15 protein-coding genes are annotated in these 15,852 nt (G+C 69.1%); 11 read left to right on the top strand and 4 right to left on the bottom strand.

Going from position 1 to position 15,852, the window contains the following annotated elements; genetic code table 11:
- Position 1: 1 nt before the first annotated feature.
- A complete protein-coding gene (locus SAZ01S_RS09350) occupies positions 2–649 on the top strand; it encodes an HPP family protein (protein ID WP_245824737.1) in 648 nt (215 codons plus the stop codon).
- A gap of 304 nt (positions 650–953) precedes the next feature.
- Here the strand turns inward: SAZ01S_RS09350 and SAZ01S_RS09355 are convergent, their stop codons facing one another.
- The 4 genes from SAZ01S_RS09355 to SAZ01S_RS09370 form a co-directional block, all read right to left on the bottom strand.
- Positions 954–1,358, bottom strand: coding sequence for a diacylglycerol kinase family protein (locus SAZ01S_RS09355; RefSeq protein WP_245824738.1), 405 nt, complete (start codon positions 1,356–1,358; stop codon positions 954–956).
- Positions 1,359–1,464: 106 nt separating this feature from the next.
- Positions 1,465–2,172: a response regulator transcription factor CtrA gene (gene ctrA / locus SAZ01S_RS09360; protein ID WP_084582002.1), complete on the bottom strand. Its 708-nt coding sequence runs from the start codon at positions 2,170–2,172 to the stop codon at positions 1,465–1,467.
- Between the two features lie 135 nt (positions 2,173–2,307).
- Positions 2,308–3,378 carry an AI-2E family transporter gene (locus tag SAZ01S_RS09365; RefSeq protein ID WP_084582003.1) on the bottom strand — a complete coding sequence of 357 codons (1,071 nt, stop codon included), beginning with the start codon at positions 3,376–3,378 and terminating at the stop codon, positions 2,308–2,310.
- Positions 3,375–4,286, bottom strand: coding sequence for a LysR family transcriptional regulator (locus SAZ01S_RS09370; RefSeq protein ID WP_084582004.1), 912 nt, complete (start codon positions 4,284–4,286; stop codon positions 3,375–3,377). The genes SAZ01S_RS09365 and SAZ01S_RS09370 overlap by 4 nt, the downstream gene beginning before the upstream one ends.
- 113 nt (positions 4,287–4,399) lie before the next feature.
- Here SAZ01S_RS09370 and SAZ01S_RS09375 point away from each other — a divergent pair, with 113 nt between their 5' ends.
- The 10 genes from SAZ01S_RS09375 to SAZ01S_RS09420 all read left to right on the top strand — a co-directional run bounded on the left by SAZ01S_RS09375 (position 4,400) and on the right by SAZ01S_RS09420 (position 15,851).
- Positions 4,400–5,098: a pirin family protein gene (locus tag SAZ01S_RS09375; protein ID WP_084582005.1), complete on the top strand. Its 699-nt coding sequence runs from the start codon at positions 4,400–4,402 to the stop codon at positions 5,096–5,098.
- 55 nt (positions 5,099–5,153) lie between these two features.
- Positions 5,154–5,756: an NAD(P)H:quinone oxidoreductase gene (wrbA, locus tag SAZ01S_RS09380; RefSeq protein ID WP_084582006.1), complete on the top strand. Its 603-nt coding sequence runs from the start codon at positions 5,154–5,156 to the stop codon at positions 5,754–5,756.
- A 169-nt stretch (positions 5,757–5,925) separates the two neighbouring features.
- Complete coding sequence (locus SAZ01S_RS09385) at positions 5,926–6,585, top strand: RluA family pseudouridine synthase (protein WP_084582007.1); 660 nt, start codon at positions 5,926–5,928, stop codon at positions 6,583–6,585.
- Complete coding sequence (gene arfB, locus SAZ01S_RS09390; RefSeq protein ID WP_084582008.1) at positions 6,578–6,979, top strand: alternative ribosome rescue aminoacyl-tRNA hydrolase ArfB; 402 nt, start codon at positions 6,578–6,580, stop codon at positions 6,977–6,979. The genes SAZ01S_RS09385 and arfB overlap by 8 nt, the downstream gene beginning before the upstream one ends.
- A gap of 174 nt (positions 6,980–7,153) precedes the next feature.
- Positions 7,154–7,642: a free L-methionine (R)-S-oxide reductase MsrC gene (gene msrC, locus SAZ01S_RS09395; RefSeq protein WP_084582009.1), complete on the top strand. Its 489-nt coding sequence runs from the start codon at positions 7,154–7,156 to the stop codon at positions 7,640–7,642.
- Between the two features lie 160 nt (positions 7,643–7,802).
- Complete coding sequence (locus SAZ01S_RS09400; protein WP_245824739.1) at positions 7,803–10,145, top strand: alpha-N-acetylglucosaminidase; 2,343 nt, start codon at positions 7,803–7,805, stop codon at positions 10,143–10,145.
- Complete coding sequence (locus SAZ01S_RS09405) at positions 10,142–11,290, top strand: acyltransferase family protein (protein WP_084582011.1); 1,149 nt, start codon at positions 10,142–10,144, stop codon at positions 11,288–11,290. Before SAZ01S_RS09400 ends, SAZ01S_RS09405 begins: the two co-directional genes overlap by 4 nt.
- 113 nt (positions 11,291–11,403) lie before the next feature.
- On the top strand, positions 11,404–14,166 hold the full coding sequence (gene cphA / locus SAZ01S_RS09410; RefSeq protein ID WP_084582012.1) for a cyanophycin synthetase: 2,763 nt from the start codon (positions 11,404–11,406) through the stop codon (positions 14,164–14,166).
- Positions 14,159–15,055, top strand: a complete 897-nt coding sequence (locus tag SAZ01S_RS09415) for an isoaspartyl peptidase/L-asparaginase family protein (protein WP_084582013.1) — start codon at positions 14,159–14,161, stop codon at positions 15,053–15,055. The genes cphA and SAZ01S_RS09415 overlap by 8 nt, the downstream gene beginning before the upstream one ends.
- Positions 15,048–15,851, top strand: a complete 804-nt coding sequence (locus SAZ01S_RS09420) for a cyanophycinase (RefSeq protein ID WP_084582014.1) — start codon at positions 15,048–15,050, stop codon at positions 15,849–15,851. Before SAZ01S_RS09415 ends, SAZ01S_RS09420 begins: the two co-directional genes overlap by 8 nt.
- Position 15,852 lies beyond the last annotated feature (1 nt).

Here is a 15,852-nt window from a genome sequence, read left to right on the forward strand (position 1 = left end):
CATGTTCCGGCTGGTGATGGCCGGCGCGCAGTGGCGCGACCGGATCGGCGCGGCGCTGGGCGGCGCGATCGGGATCGGGCTGACGGCCTGGGTGTCGGCGCTGGCCGAATTCGACCGTACGACCGCGATCCTGCTGGCGGCGCCGATCGGGGCCTCGGCGGTGCTGGTGTTTGCGGTGCCCTCAAGTCCGCTGGCGCAGCCGTGGCGGGTGATCGGGGGGAATGTCATCTCGGCGCTGGTCGGGTTGGTCGTGGCGCAGGGGCTGGGGCATGGCGCGCTGGCGGCGGGCGTTGCGGTGGGGCTGGCGATCCTCGTCATGTCGCTGACCCGCAGCCTGCATCCGCCGGGCGGCGGGACGGTGCTGCTGCCCGTGCTCGCCCCGACCGTGCTGGCGAAGGGGCTCGGCTTCGTGCTGCTGCCGATCGGCGTCAACGCCGTGCTGCTGACGCTGTGCGGGGTGCTGGTCCATCGCTTCACCGGGCATAGCTATCCGCACCGAGCACGCCCCGCCCCGCCGGCGCCGGGATTGCTGCCGGAGGACGTCGACGCGGCGCTGGAGGAAGCCGGCGAGACTTTCGACGTCGGCCGGGAAGACCTGCTGGCGTTGCTCGCACGGGCGGAACACCATGCAGCGGCGCGGCGCGGGTAAAACCTTCTAAGCCCCTCCCCTTCAGGGCAGGGCTATCGCATTTGGCAAATTTGCTCCGTCATCCCGGCGAAAGCCGGGATCCATTGCCCTCGACGCGGGGGGAAAGAACCGCCATTTCAGCGCGAATGGATCCCGGCTTCCGCCGGGATGACGATTGTTTTGGACGTGCCGTCGTCGCGAGGTTCCAAATGCGATTGCCCTGCCCTTCAGGGGAGGGGTTGGGGGTGGGGCCTGAGCTGTGAGCGAATCCCGCGCTGGCCTGTCATCCCCCACCCCAACCCCTCCCCTGAAGGGGAGGGGCTTTTTAGAGAAAGGCCCTCACCAACGGCGGTCCCAGCGTCAGCAGCCCGATCGCTGCGGCTGCCAGCGACGCGACCAGCACCCCGCCCGCCGCAAGGTCCTTGATCCGGCCGATCGCGGGATCGAAATCCGGGCAGATGCGGTCGCACAGATCCTCGATCGCGGTGTTGAACGCCTCCGCCAGCCACACCAGCGCGATCGCGAGGACGAGCCAGCGCCATTCGGGAAGCGACAGCCCCAGCGCGGCACCGGCAGCCACCGCTCCCAGCGAGGCCGCGAGGTGCACCCGCGCATTATGCTCCTCGCGCACCAGCACGCGCAGCCCGCGGATCGCATAGCGAAAGCTCTTCAGGCGCGCGGAAATGCGAAAGGCCTTCGGCACGGTTTGGTGGTCGCTGGGGTCCCTCACGCCGTCAACCTGGCCGATCCCCCTGCGCCCCGCCAGCCCCGAAACGAAAAAGCCGCCGCCACCCGGAGGTGACGACGGCTCTATCCTTGCGTGCGCTGCGGAAAAATCAGGCGACCTGGGTGTCCGCCTGCAGCGCCTCGTCCGGCTCGCGCAGCACATAGCCGCGGCCCCAGACGGTCTCGATATAATTGTCGCCCTCGCAGGCCATGCTCAGCTTCTTGCGCAGCTTGCAGATGAACACGTCGATGATCTTGAGTTCGGGCTCGTCCATGCCGCCATAGAGATGGTTGAGGAACATCTCCTTGGTCAGCGTGGTGCCCTTGCGGAGCGAGAGCAGCTCCAGCATCGCATATTCCTTGCCGGTCAGGTGCACGCGGGCGCCGTCGACCTCGACGGTCTTGGCATCCAGGTTCACCGCCAGCTTGCCGGTGCGGATCACCGACTGCGAATGGCCCTTCGAGCGGCGCACCACGGCGTGGATGCGGGCGACCAGCTCCTCGCGGTGGAACGGCTTGGTGACATAGTCGTCGGCGCCGAAGCCGAACGAGCGCACCTTCGAATCCATTTCGTTGATGCCGGACAGGATTAGCACCGGGGTCTGCACCCGCGCGGTGCGCACCTTCTTCAGCACGTCATAGCCGTGCATGTCCGGCAGGTTCAGGTCGAGCAGGATGATGTCGTAATCATACAGCTTGGCGAGGTCCAAACCCTCCTCGCCCAGGTCCGTGGTATAGACGTTGAACCCTTCGCCCGAGAGAATGAGCTCGATCGCCTTGGCTGTGCTAGGTTCGTCTTCGATCAGCAGCACGCGCATTGCCGGTTCCCCTGTCCACACCACACGGCGGAGCCCCGTTGCCCGACGCGCTTGGACGCTTCATTAACCTAAGCGTCAATGAAGCCGAAAGGTTAATTTCTCGTAAGCCGGGCGGTTCCGCAAGCCCTGTGGAATCTACGCAACGGGATCGGCCGGAGGGGCCTGATCCTCGGGCTTTACCGCGACATCCTCACCCAGAACCTCACGTAAATAGAGGCTTCTGACCAGCGTGAAGATCACCACCAGCAGCGCGGCCGAGAAGAACAGGCCGAACAGCCCGAACACGAAGCCGATGCCGATGATCGCGAACAGCGTCACCGCCGGCGGGATCGCGATCACCCGGCTCTGGACGAAGGGCGTGAGGAAATTGGTCTGGATGATTCGCACGCCCGCGAACACCAGCAGGCAGCCGATCAGCGCCCCCGAACCGCCGGTGGCGGCAAGGCCCAGCGCCGGCAGCATCGCCGCGGTGGGGCCGACATAGGGGATGAACTCGCTCAGGCCGGCGAGCAGCCCGAGCGCCGCCGGGGACGGCACCCCGGCGATCCACAGCCCCACGCCCACCAGCAGCCCCATGCTGGTCATCAGGATCAGCTGGGTGCGCAGCCACAGCCGCAGCGTGGTGCCGACATCGGCCAGCGCATCGGCGACGGCATCGCGCGTGTTGCCCTTCGGCACCAGCAGCAGCATCCCGCGCAGGTAGACGCCAGGATCGGCCGCGATGAACAGCGCGCCGACCAGCAGCAGCAGCGCATTGAGGAACAGCTCGAACGAGCCGAGCGCGAAGCCGCTGGCATCGCGCGCCACCCGCGATCCCGCGAACGCCGCCTCCGCCGCGTCGTACAGCTTGGCGGCGACCGGGCTGCCCTGCGCCCATTCCTTCAACCGCACCACCAGCTGCGGGATCGAGCGGACCAGCGCCTCGACCTGCGGGCCGAACTGCACCGCGAACAGCCAGACGAGAAAGGCGATCGCCGCCAGCACGCTCAGCATCGCGGCGACGACCGACCAGCGCTTCGCCACGCCCAGCTGGACATAGCGATCGGCGATCGCACGGATCACCACCGCGCCCAGCACCGCGCCGAAGGTGAGGATCAGCAGGTCGGCGGCGCGCACCAGCGCCACCACCACCGCGCCGACGGTGAGCAGGATCAGGACGCGGCGGATGAACCGCGCATCGGCATCGTCGGGAACGAGACGTTTCACGCGTGCCGAACGCAGATACTGCGCAACCGCTCCGTCAGAAACGCGATCAGCGCCTCGACGCGCACCGGCCGCCGCGATCCCGGCGGGGTGACGAGGTGGAGTCCCGCCGCACCGGCGACCCAGTCGGTCAGCACCGCCTCCAGCCGTCCGGCGGCGATGTCGGCGTCGACCAGAAAGCCCGGCAGCCGCGCGACGCCCAGCCCTGCCCGCAGCGCCGGCAGCATCGCCTCGCCATTGTCGGTGCGCAGCGGCCCTTCGACGCGGACCGCCGCCTCCTCGCCGCCGACCTTGCGGAAGCGCCAGGTGCCCGGCGTCGCGGTGTTGGTGTAGACGAAGCAGGCATGGCGGGCGAGGTCGGCAGGATGCTGCGGCCGCCCCACCCGCTCGAAATAGCTGGGCGCCCCGACGACATGAATGTTCACCGGCCCCAGCCGCCGCGCGCGCAGCGAGCTGTCCGGCAGCTCGGCGATGCGGATCGCGACGTCGATTCCTTCGCCGACGATGTCGACGAAGGCGTCGGAGAGGGTCAGTTCCACCTTGATCTGCGGGTGCGCGATCATGAACTCGGCGAGCAGATCGGAAAGGTGCCGCGACCCGAAGGTCAGCGGCGCCGCCAGCCGGACCACGCCCGAGGGCGCGCTGGCGCTCTCGAACGCGGCTTCCTCAGCCGACTGGCCGTCCTCGAGGATGCGCTGGGCATGTTCGGCAAGCTGCTGGCCGCTGTCGGTGAGCGTCAGCCGGCGCGAGGTGCGGTGGAACAGCGCGGTGCCCAGCCGCTCCTCCAGCCGGGTGATCGCCTTCGAGACCGTCGCCTTGGACACGCCCAGCGCCAGCGCCGCGCCGCTGAACGAGCGATGCTCGACCACGCTGGCGAACACCGCCCAGGCCTCGAAATCCGGTAGCTTCATCCCCGCCTCTCCTGCTCGCGCGAAGCCATATCACGAAACGATCAGTTTCCAACGTTTCCGTTTACGCGGTGATCCCGATCCCTATCTTGGCGGCAACACTTGGGAGATCAGCGATGATCGACAAACGCAGTTTCGATAGCCTGGGCGGTGCCGATCACGGCTGGCTCAAGGCCAAGCATCATTTCAGTTTCGCGGACTATTACGATCCGTCCCGCATGGGCTGGGGCGCGCTCCGCGTGTGGAACGACGACGAGATCGCCCCCAATTCGGGCTTCCCGCCGCATCCGCACCAGAACATGGAAATCATCACCTATGTCCGCCAGGGTGCGATCACCCACCAGGACTCGATGGGCAACAAGGGCCGCACCGAGGCCGGCGACGTCCAGGTGATGAGCGCCGGCACCGGCGTGCGCCATGCGGAGTATAATCTCGAGCCGGAAACGACCCGGATCTTCCAGATCTGGATCCTCCCGCGCGAGGCCGGCGGCCAGCCGAGCTGGGGCGCCAAGCCCTTCCCCAAGGGAGATCGCTCGGGCCGCTTCGTAACGCTGGCGTCGGGCTTCGCCGAGGACAAGGACGCGCTGCCGATCCGCGCCAATGCCCGCGTGCTGGGCGCCACGCTGAAGGCCGGCGAGAGCCTGCCCTATACCGTGGGTGAGGGTCGCCATGCGTATCTTGTACCGGCGGCGGGGTCGATCAGCCTTGCGGATGATCGCATCGAGGCCCGCGATGGTGCAGCGCTGACCGGCGGCCAGACCGTCACGATCACGGCGATCGAAGACGCCGAAATCGTCCTCGTCGACGCCGAGTAAGCTTTTTCCCCGGGGGGCGGCAGGCCCCCGTCCCTACCAACACAGGAACATTGCCATGACCAAGATCCTCGTTCTCTATTACTCCTCCTACGGCCACCTCGCGACGATGGCGGAAGCCGTTGCCGAGGGTGCCCGTAGCGCCGGTGCCACCGTCGACGTTCGCCGCGTCGCCGAGACCGCGCCGTTCGAAGTCGCCCAGGCTGCCGGCTTCCGCGTCGACGAGAGCCATGCGGTGCTCGACGACGTCAACCAGCTCGCCCAGTATGACGGCATCATCGTCGGCTCGCCGACCCGCTTCGGCCGCCTCGCCAGCCAGATGGCGGCGTTCTGGGACAAGGCCGGCGGCGTGTGGTTCCAGGGCCAGCTGAACGGCAAGGTCGGCGCAGCGTTCACCTCGACTGCCTCGCAGCATGGCGGCCAGGAAACCACGCTGTTCTCGATCCTCACCAACCTGCTTCACTTCGGCATGACCATCGTCGGCCTCGACTATGGCTTCCAGGGCCAGGGCGGCGTGGACGAAGTGAAGGGCGGCGCGCCCTATGGAGCGACGACGATTGCGGACGGCGACGGCAGCCGCCAGCCGAGCGCGGTCGAGCTCGACGGCGCCCGCTACCTCGGCGCCCGCGTGGCGACCACCGCCGCCAAGCTCAAGGCGTAACCTTCTCGTTCCCCTCCCGCTTGCGGGAGGGGCTAGGGGAGGGGCTGACGTGGCAGCCCGCGTAGCGTCTCGGGGCAAGAGCTTCCACGTCGGTCCCTCCCCCAACCCCTCCCGCACGCGGGAGGGGCTTTTTGCGTGCACCGCCCGCTACACCCGCTATATCGCGCCCATGTTCCAGGACCGGGTACTCTTCATCGACGGCGAAGCGCTGATCATCGACAAGCCGGCGGGCCTCCCCGTCGATCGTCCGCGCGACCGCAGCGAGAGCCTGGAGGACCTGCTCGACCAGCTGACCTTCGGCTTCCAGCGCCTGCCCGTCCCCGTCCACCGGCTCGACCGCGACACCAGCGGCTGCCTGCTACTCGCGCGCAATCCCAAGGCGATGAAACGCTTCGGCCAGGCGTTCGAGGCGGGTCAGGTCACCAAGCGCTATGTCGCGATCCTCGACGGCGTGCCCGAGCAGGAGAGCGGCGAGATCGACCTGCCGCTCGGCAAGGTCTCGACGATCGAGGAAGGCTGGCGGATGACCCACGATCCCAGAGGCAAGTCCGCGCGCACCCGCTGGCGGCGGATGGAGGTGCAGGACGGCCGCGCGCTCGTCGCCTTCTATCCCGAGACCGGCCGCACCCACCAGATCCGCGTCCATGCGCTGGAAGGCATTGGCATCCCCATTGTCGGCGATCCGGTCTATGGCCGCGGCGGCCCGGCGCTGATGCTCCACGCCCAGTCGATCACCGTGCCGCGCCCCGGCAAGCCCGACGTGCATGGCGACGCGCCGCTGCCGGCGCGCTTCCATCATATCGGCTTCGGCCGCCCGGCACATGGCTGAGATCCCGGAAGCGGCGATTATCGAGGAGAAGTTCCTCGCCGCCACGGGACCGGGCGGGCAGAACGTCAACAAGGTGGCGACCGCGGTGCAGCTGCGGGTGGACGTGTTCCGGCTGGGGCTGTCGCCCTATGCCTATGAACGGCTGAAGGAACTCGCCGGCACGCGGCTGACCTCGGCCGGCGAGCTGCTGATCACCGCCCGGCAATACCGCACCCAGGACGCCAACCGCACCGACGCCCGCCAGCGCCTGTCCGAGCTGATCGACAAGGCGCACGAGCGCCAGGCGAAGCGGATCAAGACCAAGCCGAGCAAGGCGGCCAAGGCGCGGCGCGTGGATGCGAAGAAGGGCCGATCGGCGGTGAAGGCGGGTCGGGGCAAGGTCAGCTTCGACTGAGGGGCACGACGAGTCTGGCCGTCATCCCGGCGAAAGCCGGGATCCATTCGCCGCTCCGCCGCGGCAAGACTCTCGACGGTGACCACAATGGATTCCGGCTTTCGCCGGAATGACGGCGGTGGGGGCGTGGAACGCCCCCTCGCACGCCGCGCTACAATCCCCTACATCGCGGCCATGTACAGCTTCACCATCACCGCCGACACCAAGGCCGAGCTCTATCGCGACCTCGCCGCCGCCCTCGATTCGCTGACCGCCGACGAGCCCGACCCCATTGCCAACATGGCGAACGTCTCCGCGCTGATCGGCCAGTATCTGCCTGATCTCAACTGGGCCGGCTTCTACCGCAACGTGAACGACGAGCTGGTGCTCGGCCCGTTCCAGGGCAAGGCGGCGTGCATCCGCATCCCGTTCGGCAAGGGCGTGTGCGGCGCCGCCGCGGCGACGCGCGAGACGCAGCTGGTCGAGGACGTCCACGCCTTTCCCGGTCACATCGCCTGCGATGCCGCCAGTCGCTCGGAACTGGTGGTGCCGATCGTCCACCAGGGCGCGCTGCTCGGCGTGCTCGACCTCGACAGCCCCCTGCCCGCCCGCTTCGACGCCGGCGACGCCGCGGGTTGCGAGGCGCTGATGCGCATCCTCGGGCCGCGTCTTGTCGGCGGCTAAGAGGTAAGGCCAATCGGCAATTTGTTATAAATTGGCCTTGACAGAACAAGACCGATACCTGCCAATACGCCCCATCCTGCCCCCGCGCCGACGCCCGCAAGACGGAGCCGGCGCGGGCTTCGTGCGAGCCGAGCGGCCGGGATTGGTTGGAGGAGAGTCCGTGTTGGCCGTAGCTGGTGCCCGTCATTTCCGCCCTCTCGGCCGCATGGCCGGGGCGCTGCTGCTCGCGAGCCCGGCCCTCGCCGCGCCGCTCGGCACCGCCGTCGCCGCGCCCGCAGCCCCGCAAGCGGAAGCCGCCGCCGCCCGCGCCGTGCTGACGCGCCTCGGCGTCGATACCCGCCGGATCGATCTGGCGCTGGTCCCCGGCGCCACCCCGCAGTTCCGCGCCCGCGTCGCCGCCGGTCGCCTGCGCATCGAAGGCTCCTCGCCGGTCGCGCTGGTCCGCGGCGCCGCCCGCACGCTGGGCCAGCAGGGCAGCCTGTTCGTGTCGTGGGAAGGCGTGCGCACCCGGCCGCTGGCGCTGCGCGACGGCTATGACAGCGGCGTCGTCGCCTCGCCCTTCTCGCTGCGCGCGTATCTGAACACCTGCACCTATGGCTACACCACCCCCTGGTGGAACTGGGGCCGCTGGGAGCGCGAGATCGACTGGATGGCCGCGCACGGTGTCGACACGCCGCTGGCGATGGAGGGGCAGGAGCATGTCTGGCGCGCGCTGTGGCGCGAGCAGGGCATGAACGACGCCCAGATCGCCGCCGGCCTCTCCGCCGCGCCGTTCCTTCCCTGGCAGCGCATGGGCAATATCGCCGGCTATCGCGCCCCGCTCTCGGCCAACTGGATCGAGAAGAAGCGCGTGCTCCAGCGCCAGATCCTCGCCCGGATGCGGTCGCTCGGCATGAAGCCGATCCTGCCCGCCTTTTCGGGCTATGTCCCCGAAGCCTTTGCCAAGGCGCACCCGGAGGCGAAGATCTACCAGATGCGGCAATGGGAGGGCTTCCCCGGCACCTATTGGCTAGACCCGTCCGACCCGCTGTTCGCCAAGCTCGCCGCGCGCTTCCTCCAGCTCTACACCGCCACCTATGGCCCCGGCGAATATTACCTCGCCGATGCGTTCAACGAGATGGTCCCGCCGATCGCCGAGGATGGCAGCGACGCCCGCGCCGCCACGTACGGCGATGCCATCGCCAACACCGCCGCCACCCGCGCCGCCGCGCTCCCCAAGGAGGTGCGCGACGCCCGCCTCGCGGCCTATGGCGAGCGGCTCTACCGCTCGATCACCGCCGCCGCGCCGAACGCGACCTGGGTGATGCAGGGCTGGCTGTTCGGCGCCGACAAGGCGTTCTGGACGCCCGACGCGATCGCCGCCTTCCTCTCCAAGGTGCCCGACGAGCGGATGCTGATCCTCGACATCGGCAATGACCGCTATCCCGGCATCTGGAACGCGACCAAGGCCTTTTACGGCAAGGGCTGGGCGTACGGCTATGTCCACAATTATGGGGGCAGCAACCCGGTCTATGGCGACTTGGCCTTCTACCGCAGCGACGTGACCGCCGCGCTGGCCAATCCGGGCCATGGCCGGATGCGCGGCTTCGGGCTGTTCCCCGAAGGGCTGCACAGCAACGGCATCGCCTATGCCTATGCCTATGACCTCGCCTGGGGCGAGATCGACGCAAGCGGCAAGGCGCGCCCGCTCGATGCCTGGATCACCGACTATACCAAGGCGCGCTACGGCAAGACCTCGCCCGCGCTGGTCGCCGCCTGGGACCAGGCGATCGCCGGCGCCTACACCACCCGCTACTGGACCCCGCGCTGGTGGCACGAACAGGCGGGCGCCTATCTGCTGTTCAAGTTCCCCAGCCTCGACGGCGCGGACTATCCCGCTGCCCCGGGCGACCGCGGGGCACTGCGCGCCGGAATCGAAGCGCTGCTCGCCCAGGCGCCGCAGCATGCCGGCGAGCCGCTCTACACCTATGACGTGGTCGACCTCGTCCGCCACTATGCCAGCGTGCAGCTCGACGGACAGCTCAAGGCCGCCGTCGCCGCCTACAAGGCGGGCGACCTCGCCACCGGCGACCGCGCGACCGCCGCCGCCGAGAAGCTGGCCAAGGACATCGACGCCATCGCGGGCAATCAGCAGGAAACGCTGGGCAGCTGGCTCGCCGACGCCGCCGCCTATGGCGACACGCCCGCCGAGAAGGCAGCGTTCGTCGAGCAGGCCAAGGCGGTGGTAACGGTGTGGGGCGGCACCGCCCATCTCTCCGACTATGCCTCGCGGGCCTGGCAGGGCCTCTATGCCGGCTATTACTGGCCGCGCTGGCAACGCTTCCTCGCCGCCCAGCGCGCCGCCGCCGCCGCGCACCAGCCGTTCGACGACAAGGCGACGGCCAGCGCGATCCGCGCCTGGCAGAACACTTGGCTCCGGGATGGCCGCATGTGGCCTCGCGCACGCCCCGTCGCCCCGCTAGCCCTAGCCCGCACGCTCCTCGCAGAAAGCGACGCCCGATGACCGAGACCCAGGCCAACACCGTCGCCGCGCTCGCCGGCAAGCCGCGCTTCCTCGCGCTCGACGTGTTTCGCGGCGCGACGATCTTCCTGATGATCCTGGTCAACACCTCGGGCCCGGGCGCGGCACCTTACCCGCAGCTGGTCCACGCCAAATGGTTCGGCTTCACCCTCGCCGACCTGGTGTTCCCCACCTTCCTGTTCGCGATGGGCAATGCGATGAGCTTCGCCTTCCGCAAGCCGGTGGCGACCGGGCCGTTCCTCGCCCGGCTGTTCAAGCGGGGCGCGATCATCTTCGTGCTCGGCTATCTGATGTACTGGTTCCCGTTCGTCGACCACGGACCGGACGGCTGGGTGCTCAAGCCGTTCGCGCTGACCCGGGTGCCGGGCGTCCTCCAGCGCCTCGCGCTCTGCTATGTGCTGGCCGGGCTGCTGATCCGCTGGCTGCGCCCACGCCAGCTGCTGCTCGCCGGCATCGTGCTGCTGCTCGGCTATTGGACGATCCTGCTGGCGTTCACCCCGCTCGACCTCGCCTATGACAAATATGCGAATGTCGGCACCCGCCTCGATCTTTGGCTGCTCGGCCCGGGGCATCTCTACAAGAAGGATGCCGGCTTCGACCCCGAAGGCCTGCTCGGCACCCTGCCCGCGACGGTGAACGTGATCGCGGGCTATCTGGCGGGCCTCGCCATCGTGGCTGGCGGCGACCTGCGCCGCACGGTGCGGCGGATGGCGGGCATCGGCGTGGTGCTGATCCTCGCCGCGCTCGCCTGGTCGCCCTGGTTCCCGATCGCCAAGAAGCTGTGGACCGGCCCCTATGTGCTGCTCACCGTCGGGCTCGACCTGCTGCTGCTGGGGGCTGCGATCTGGCTGATCGAGATTGCCGGGTTCAAGCGTGGGACGCGCTTCTTCACCATCCTCGGCCGCAACCCGCTGGCGATCTACCTGTTCTCCGAGCTGTTCGTGACGGTGCTCGCCATGATCCCCGTCGGCGGCTATGACGGCATCTATGCCGCGGTTGGCATCGGCGTCTTCCAGGCGATCGCGCCGGGGCCCTTGGGCTCGCTGCTCTGCGCCTTCGCCTACACGATGCTGTGCTGGGCGGTGGGCTGGTGGATGGACCGCAAGGGGCTGATCCTCAAGGCCTGACAAGACAGTTTTATTTCAAATAGTTGATCCGCATCAGTCGGGGAACGCCGGGAAATCTGGGCCGTTGGAGCGGCTCAGGCGCTGGTTCTCGGTGCCCCTTCTAGAGGTCCACTATGACAGCGTTGGTGCAGCCGGCCGATTTCGTGCGCCCGGCTTCGGCAAACGGAATGCGGGTGCTCGAGCGGAGCGTCTATCGCGGCCCGCATCTGTTCAGCACGCGTCCGATGATCCGCATCCAGGTCGATCTGCGCGATCTCGAGCAATGGCCCAGCGACCGGCTGCCGGGCTTCACCGATGCACTGCTCGCCCTCCTGCCCGGCCTGGGCGTGCATGGCTGCAGCTATCAGCGCCCCGGCGGCTTCGTCGAGCGGCTGCGCGAGGGCACTTGGGCAGGCCATATCATCGAGCATGTCGCGCTGGAGCTGCAGACGCTCGCCGGATCGCGCGTCACCCGCGGCAAGACGCGCTCGGTCAAGGACCGGCCGGGCGTGTACAACATCCTCTACACCTATCGCGACGAGACGCTGGCGCTCGCCGCCGGCCTCGCGGCGATCCGGCTAGTCGCCGATCTGCTGCCCGAGCCGCTGCGCAAGGTGGAAGGGCTTCAGCTGCTAGGCACGCCGCCGCTCGATGCGCCGCAGGAGGTGCGCGCGATCATCGCCTCGCTGCAGGCGATCCTGAGGGCCAATGCCCTCGGCCCCACCACCCACGCGCTGGTCGAGGCGGCGGAGCGCCGGGGCATTCCGGTCACCCGGCTCAACGAGCAGAGCCTGATCCAGTTCGGCCATGGCAGCCGCCAGAAGCGCATCCGCGCGAGCATCACCGGCGACACCGCCCAGATCGCAGTCGACATCGCCGGCAACAAGGCAATGACCAAGCAACTGCTCGCTGAGGCCGGGCTGCCCGTCCCGCGCGGGGCGGTGGTGCGCCGCGTCGAGGAAGCGCTGGCCGAGGCCAGGCGGCTGCGCTGGCCGGTGGTGGTGAAGCCGCTCGACGGAAATCACGGCCGCGGCGTCTCCACCGGCATCGCCGACGAGGACGCGCTGCGTACCGCCTTCGCGCTCGCCGCCCAGCATAGCCGCCGCGTGATCGTCGAGCAGCAGGTGCCGGGCAACGACCACCGCATCCTCGTTGTGAACGGCAAGGTGGTGGCGGTGGCCGAGCGCGAGCCGGCGCAGGTGATCGGGGACGGCTTCCACTCGATCGCCCAGCTGATCGACGACCTCAACCAGGATCCGCGTCGCGGCATGGGCCATGAGAATGTGCTGACCCGCATCGTCATCGACGACGCGATGCTGGCGCTGCTCGCAAAGACGGAGCGCACCCCCGCCACCGTGCCGATGGCCGGCGAGCGCGTGGTGCTGCGCGATACTGCCAACCTCTCGACCGGCGGCACCGCGGTAGACCGGACCGACGTGATCCACCCCACCAATCGCGCGATCGCCGAGCAGGCGGCGGCGGTGGTCGGGCTCGACGTGTGCGGAATCGACTTCCTCTCGCCCGACATTCGCCGCCCGGTGCGCGAGACCGGCGGCGGCATCGTCGAGGTCAATGCCGCGCCCGGCTTCCGCATGCATCTGGAACCGTCGAGCGGGACGCCGCGCGACGTCGCCACGCCGGTGATCGACATGCTGTACCCGCGCGGCAGCCGTGCCCGCATCCCGATCTTCGCGATCACCGGCACCAACGGCAAGTCGACCACCGCGCGGATGGTGTCGCGCATCCTGCAGCAGGCCGGCAGGAATGTCGGCATGACCTCGACCAGCGGCATCTATTTCAACGGCCATCTGATGGTGGAGGCCGATGCCAGCGGGCCGAAGAGCGCGCGCACCGTGCTGCGCAATCCGGCCGTCGATGTCGCGGTGCTGGAAACCGCGCGCGGCGGCATCCTGCGCGAGGGGCTCGGCTTCGACGGCGCCGATGTCGGCGCGGTGCTCAACGTCACCGCCGATCATCTCGGGCTCAAGGGCATCGACACGGTCGAGGACCTTGCCAAGGTGAAGGGCGTGGTGGTGGAAAGCGTCGCGCGGCGCGGGCATTCGGTGCTCAACGCCGACGACCCGATGTGTCATCGCATCGCCCGCCATGCCCGCGGCACCATCGTGTGGTTCTCGCTGGCTGGCGGGTCGGACCTGTCCGGCCATCTCCGCCGTCACATCGCCGAGGGCGGCATGGCGGTGGTGCGCGAGCCCGGCAGCTATGGCGGCTGCATCGTCCTGCATCAGGCAGGCGAACGGACCGAGCTGATGCCCGCCGCCGACATTCCCGCGACGCTGGGCGGGATCGCCGAGTTCAACATCGCCAATGCGCTCGCCGCCGTCGCCATGTGCCACGCCCAGCGCGTGCCGCTGGAGGCGATCCGCGAAGGCCTGCGGGCGTTCAGCTCTTCGTTCGAGGATTCGCCGGGCCGGCTCAACATCCACGACGCGCATGGCCGCCGCCACATCCTCGACTATGCCCACAATCCCGCCGGGCTGCGGGCGCTGGGGCAGGTGATCGATCGGATGCGCGGGCGCTACCACCGGGTGATCGGCATGGTCAGCATCCCCGGCGACCGGCGCGACTGTGACATCGTCGAGATGGGCCAGCTCGCCGGCAGCATCTTCGACGAGATCGTGTTCCGCGAAGCCCCCGACGGCCGCGGCCGCCCGCGCGGCGAGACCAACGGGCTGATGTCCGAAGGCGCGATGGCGGCGGGCGTGCGGCCCGAGCAGGTCCACCGCATCGTCGACGAGATGGAAGCGGTGGACAGGGTGCTGCAGCTCGGCCGCCCCGGCGATCTGCTGGTGCTCATGCCCAGCGCCATCCAGGCGGTGTGGGACCGGATCCTCGCCTTCCAGCCCGAAGCCGCCGTTCCGGAGAAGCTCCATGCCTGAAGCAACACGCTGGGCGATCATCGTCCATGGCGGCGCCAAGACGATCGATCCGGCGCTCCACGATCGCAACCGCGCGGGCTGCGCCGCCGCCGCCGAGGCTGGCGCGGACGTGCTGCGCGCCGGCGGCAGCGCCGTGCTCGCGGCCGAGGCGGCAGTGCGGGTGCTGGAGGACGATCCGGTGTTCAACGCCGGCTTCGGCTCGGTGCTGACCAGCGACGGCATCGTCGAGATGGACGCGGCGTTGATGGAAGGCACCGAGCTGACGCTCGGCGGCGTCGCCGGCGTGCGGCGGGTGCGCAACCCGGTCAGCGTGGCCCGGGCGATGTTGTCCGCCCGCCCCGTACTGCTCGCCGGAGAGGGCGCCGAGCGCTTCGCGGCGAACCATGGCACCGACTTGGTGGAGCCGGAGGCGATGCTGTCGCCGGAGGCACTCGCCTCGGAGAACAGCAAGGCGCACGACACCGTCGGCTGCGTGGCGATCGACACCACCGGGGCGATTGCCGCGGCGACGTCTACCGGCGGGCTGCCCGGCAAACATCCCGGCCGCATCGGCGACTCCCCCGTGCCCGGCGCGGGGCTCTATGCCGACGACACGCTGGGCGGCTGCGCCTTTTCGGGCGATGGCGAGGCGATCCTGCGGACGATGCTCGCCGCGCAGGTGATGCACGCGCTCGAACGCGGCGGCTCGGCGGGCGAGGCGGCGGAACATGCCATCGCCCGGCTTGGCCGCGTCGGCGGCGAAGCGGGCGCGATCGTCGTGGAGCGCTCGGGTGCCTTCGGCGTTGCCCATAACAGCGACCATTTCGCGCTGGCACTCCATTCCGACGGGCTCGATGCCCCGCGCGCGGGCGTTCACCGCGACGAATTGAAGGACGTGCTGCATGGCTGAACGCACCGGACCGCTCATCATCATCGGCGGCCATGAGGACAAGGAAGGCGACAAGACCATCCTCAAGGAGGTCGCGCGCCGCGTGAACGGCGGCAAGCTCGTCATCGCCACCGTCGCCAGCCATCAGCCCGACGGCTATTTCGACGCCTATCAGAAGGCGTTCGGCGCGCTCGGCGTCGACAACCTCGTCGAGCTCTATGTCCACGAGCGCGGCGAGACGCTGGAGCAGGAAACCCAGTCGGTGTTCGACGATGCCGCCGGCATCTTCTTTACCGGCGGCGACCAGCTCCGCATCTCCAGCCAGATCGGCGACACGCCGGTCGAGCGGATGGTGCGCGACATCCATGCGCGCGGCGGCGTGATCGCCGGCACCTCGGCCGGCGCCTCGGTGATGAGCGAGACGATGCTGGTGAAGGGCTCCAGCGCGGAATCGCACCGTATCGGCGACCTCCACATGGCGCCGGGGCTCGGCCTGGTCCGCGACGTGATCATCGACCAGCATTTCGCCGAGCGCGGCCGGATCGGCCGGCTGCTCGGCGCGGTGGCGCAGAACCCCCGCGTGCTCGGCATCGGCATCGACGAGGATACCGCGATCGTGCTGGAGGGCTGCTGCTTCCGCGTCGCCGGCGCGGGTGCGGTCTATATCGTCGACGGCTCGGGCGTCACCCGCTCCAACATCGCCGAGGCAAGCCCCGAACGCACGCTATCGATGCACGACGTGCGGCTGCACGTGCTCAGCCATGGCGACGAGTTCGACCTCGACGAACGCCGCCCGTGCCCGCGCGCCGACCGCTGAC

Origin of the sequence: Sphingomonas azotifigens NBRC 15497 (assembly GCF_002091475.1) — a bacterium.
GTDB classification, from domain to species: Bacteria; Pseudomonadota; Alphaproteobacteria; order Sphingomonadales; family Sphingomonadaceae; genus Sphingomonas; species Sphingomonas azotifigens.

What these genes read in the sequence shown, in the direction of transcription:
- SAZ01S_RS09350 (WP_245824737.1), top strand. Translation starts at nt 2, where the DNA reads ATGTTCCGGCTGGTGATGGCCGGCGCGCAGTGGCGCGACCGGATCGGC.
- ctrA (WP_084582002.1), bottom strand. Translation starts at nt 2,172, where the DNA reads ATGCGCGTGCTGCTGATCGAAGACGAACCTAGCACAGCCAAGGCGATC.
- SAZ01S_RS09370 (WP_084582004.1), bottom strand. Translation starts at nt 4,286, where the DNA reads ATGAAGCTACCGGATTTCGAGGCCTGGGCGGTGTTCGCCAGCGTGGTC.
- SAZ01S_RS09375 (WP_084582005.1), top strand. Translation starts at nt 4,400, where the DNA reads ATGATCGACAAACGCAGTTTCGATAGCCTGGGCGGTGCCGATCACGGC.
- wrbA (WP_084582006.1), top strand. Translation starts at nt 5,154, where the DNA reads ATGACCAAGATCCTCGTTCTCTATTACTCCTCCTACGGCCACCTCGCG.
- SAZ01S_RS09385 (WP_084582007.1), top strand. Translation starts at nt 5,926, where the DNA reads ATGTTCCAGGACCGGGTACTCTTCATCGACGGCGAAGCGCTGATCATC.
- arfB (WP_084582008.1), top strand. Translation starts at nt 6,578, where the DNA reads ATGGCTGAGATCCCGGAAGCGGCGATTATCGAGGAGAAGTTCCTCGCC.
- msrC (WP_084582009.1), top strand. Translation starts at nt 7,154, where the DNA reads ATGTACAGCTTCACCATCACCGCCGACACCAAGGCCGAGCTCTATCGC.
- SAZ01S_RS09405 (WP_084582011.1), top strand. Translation starts at nt 10,142, where the DNA reads ATGACCGAGACCCAGGCCAACACCGTCGCCGCGCTCGCCGGCAAGCCG.
- cphA (WP_084582012.1), top strand. Translation starts at nt 11,404, where the DNA reads ATGACAGCGTTGGTGCAGCCGGCCGATTTCGTGCGCCCGGCTTCGGCA.
- SAZ01S_RS09415 (WP_084582013.1), top strand. Translation starts at nt 14,159, where the DNA reads ATGCCTGAAGCAACACGCTGGGCGATCATCGTCCATGGCGGCGCCAAG.
- SAZ01S_RS09420 (WP_084582014.1), top strand. Translation starts at nt 15,048, where the DNA reads ATGGCTGAACGCACCGGACCGCTCATCATCATCGGCGGCCATGAGGAC.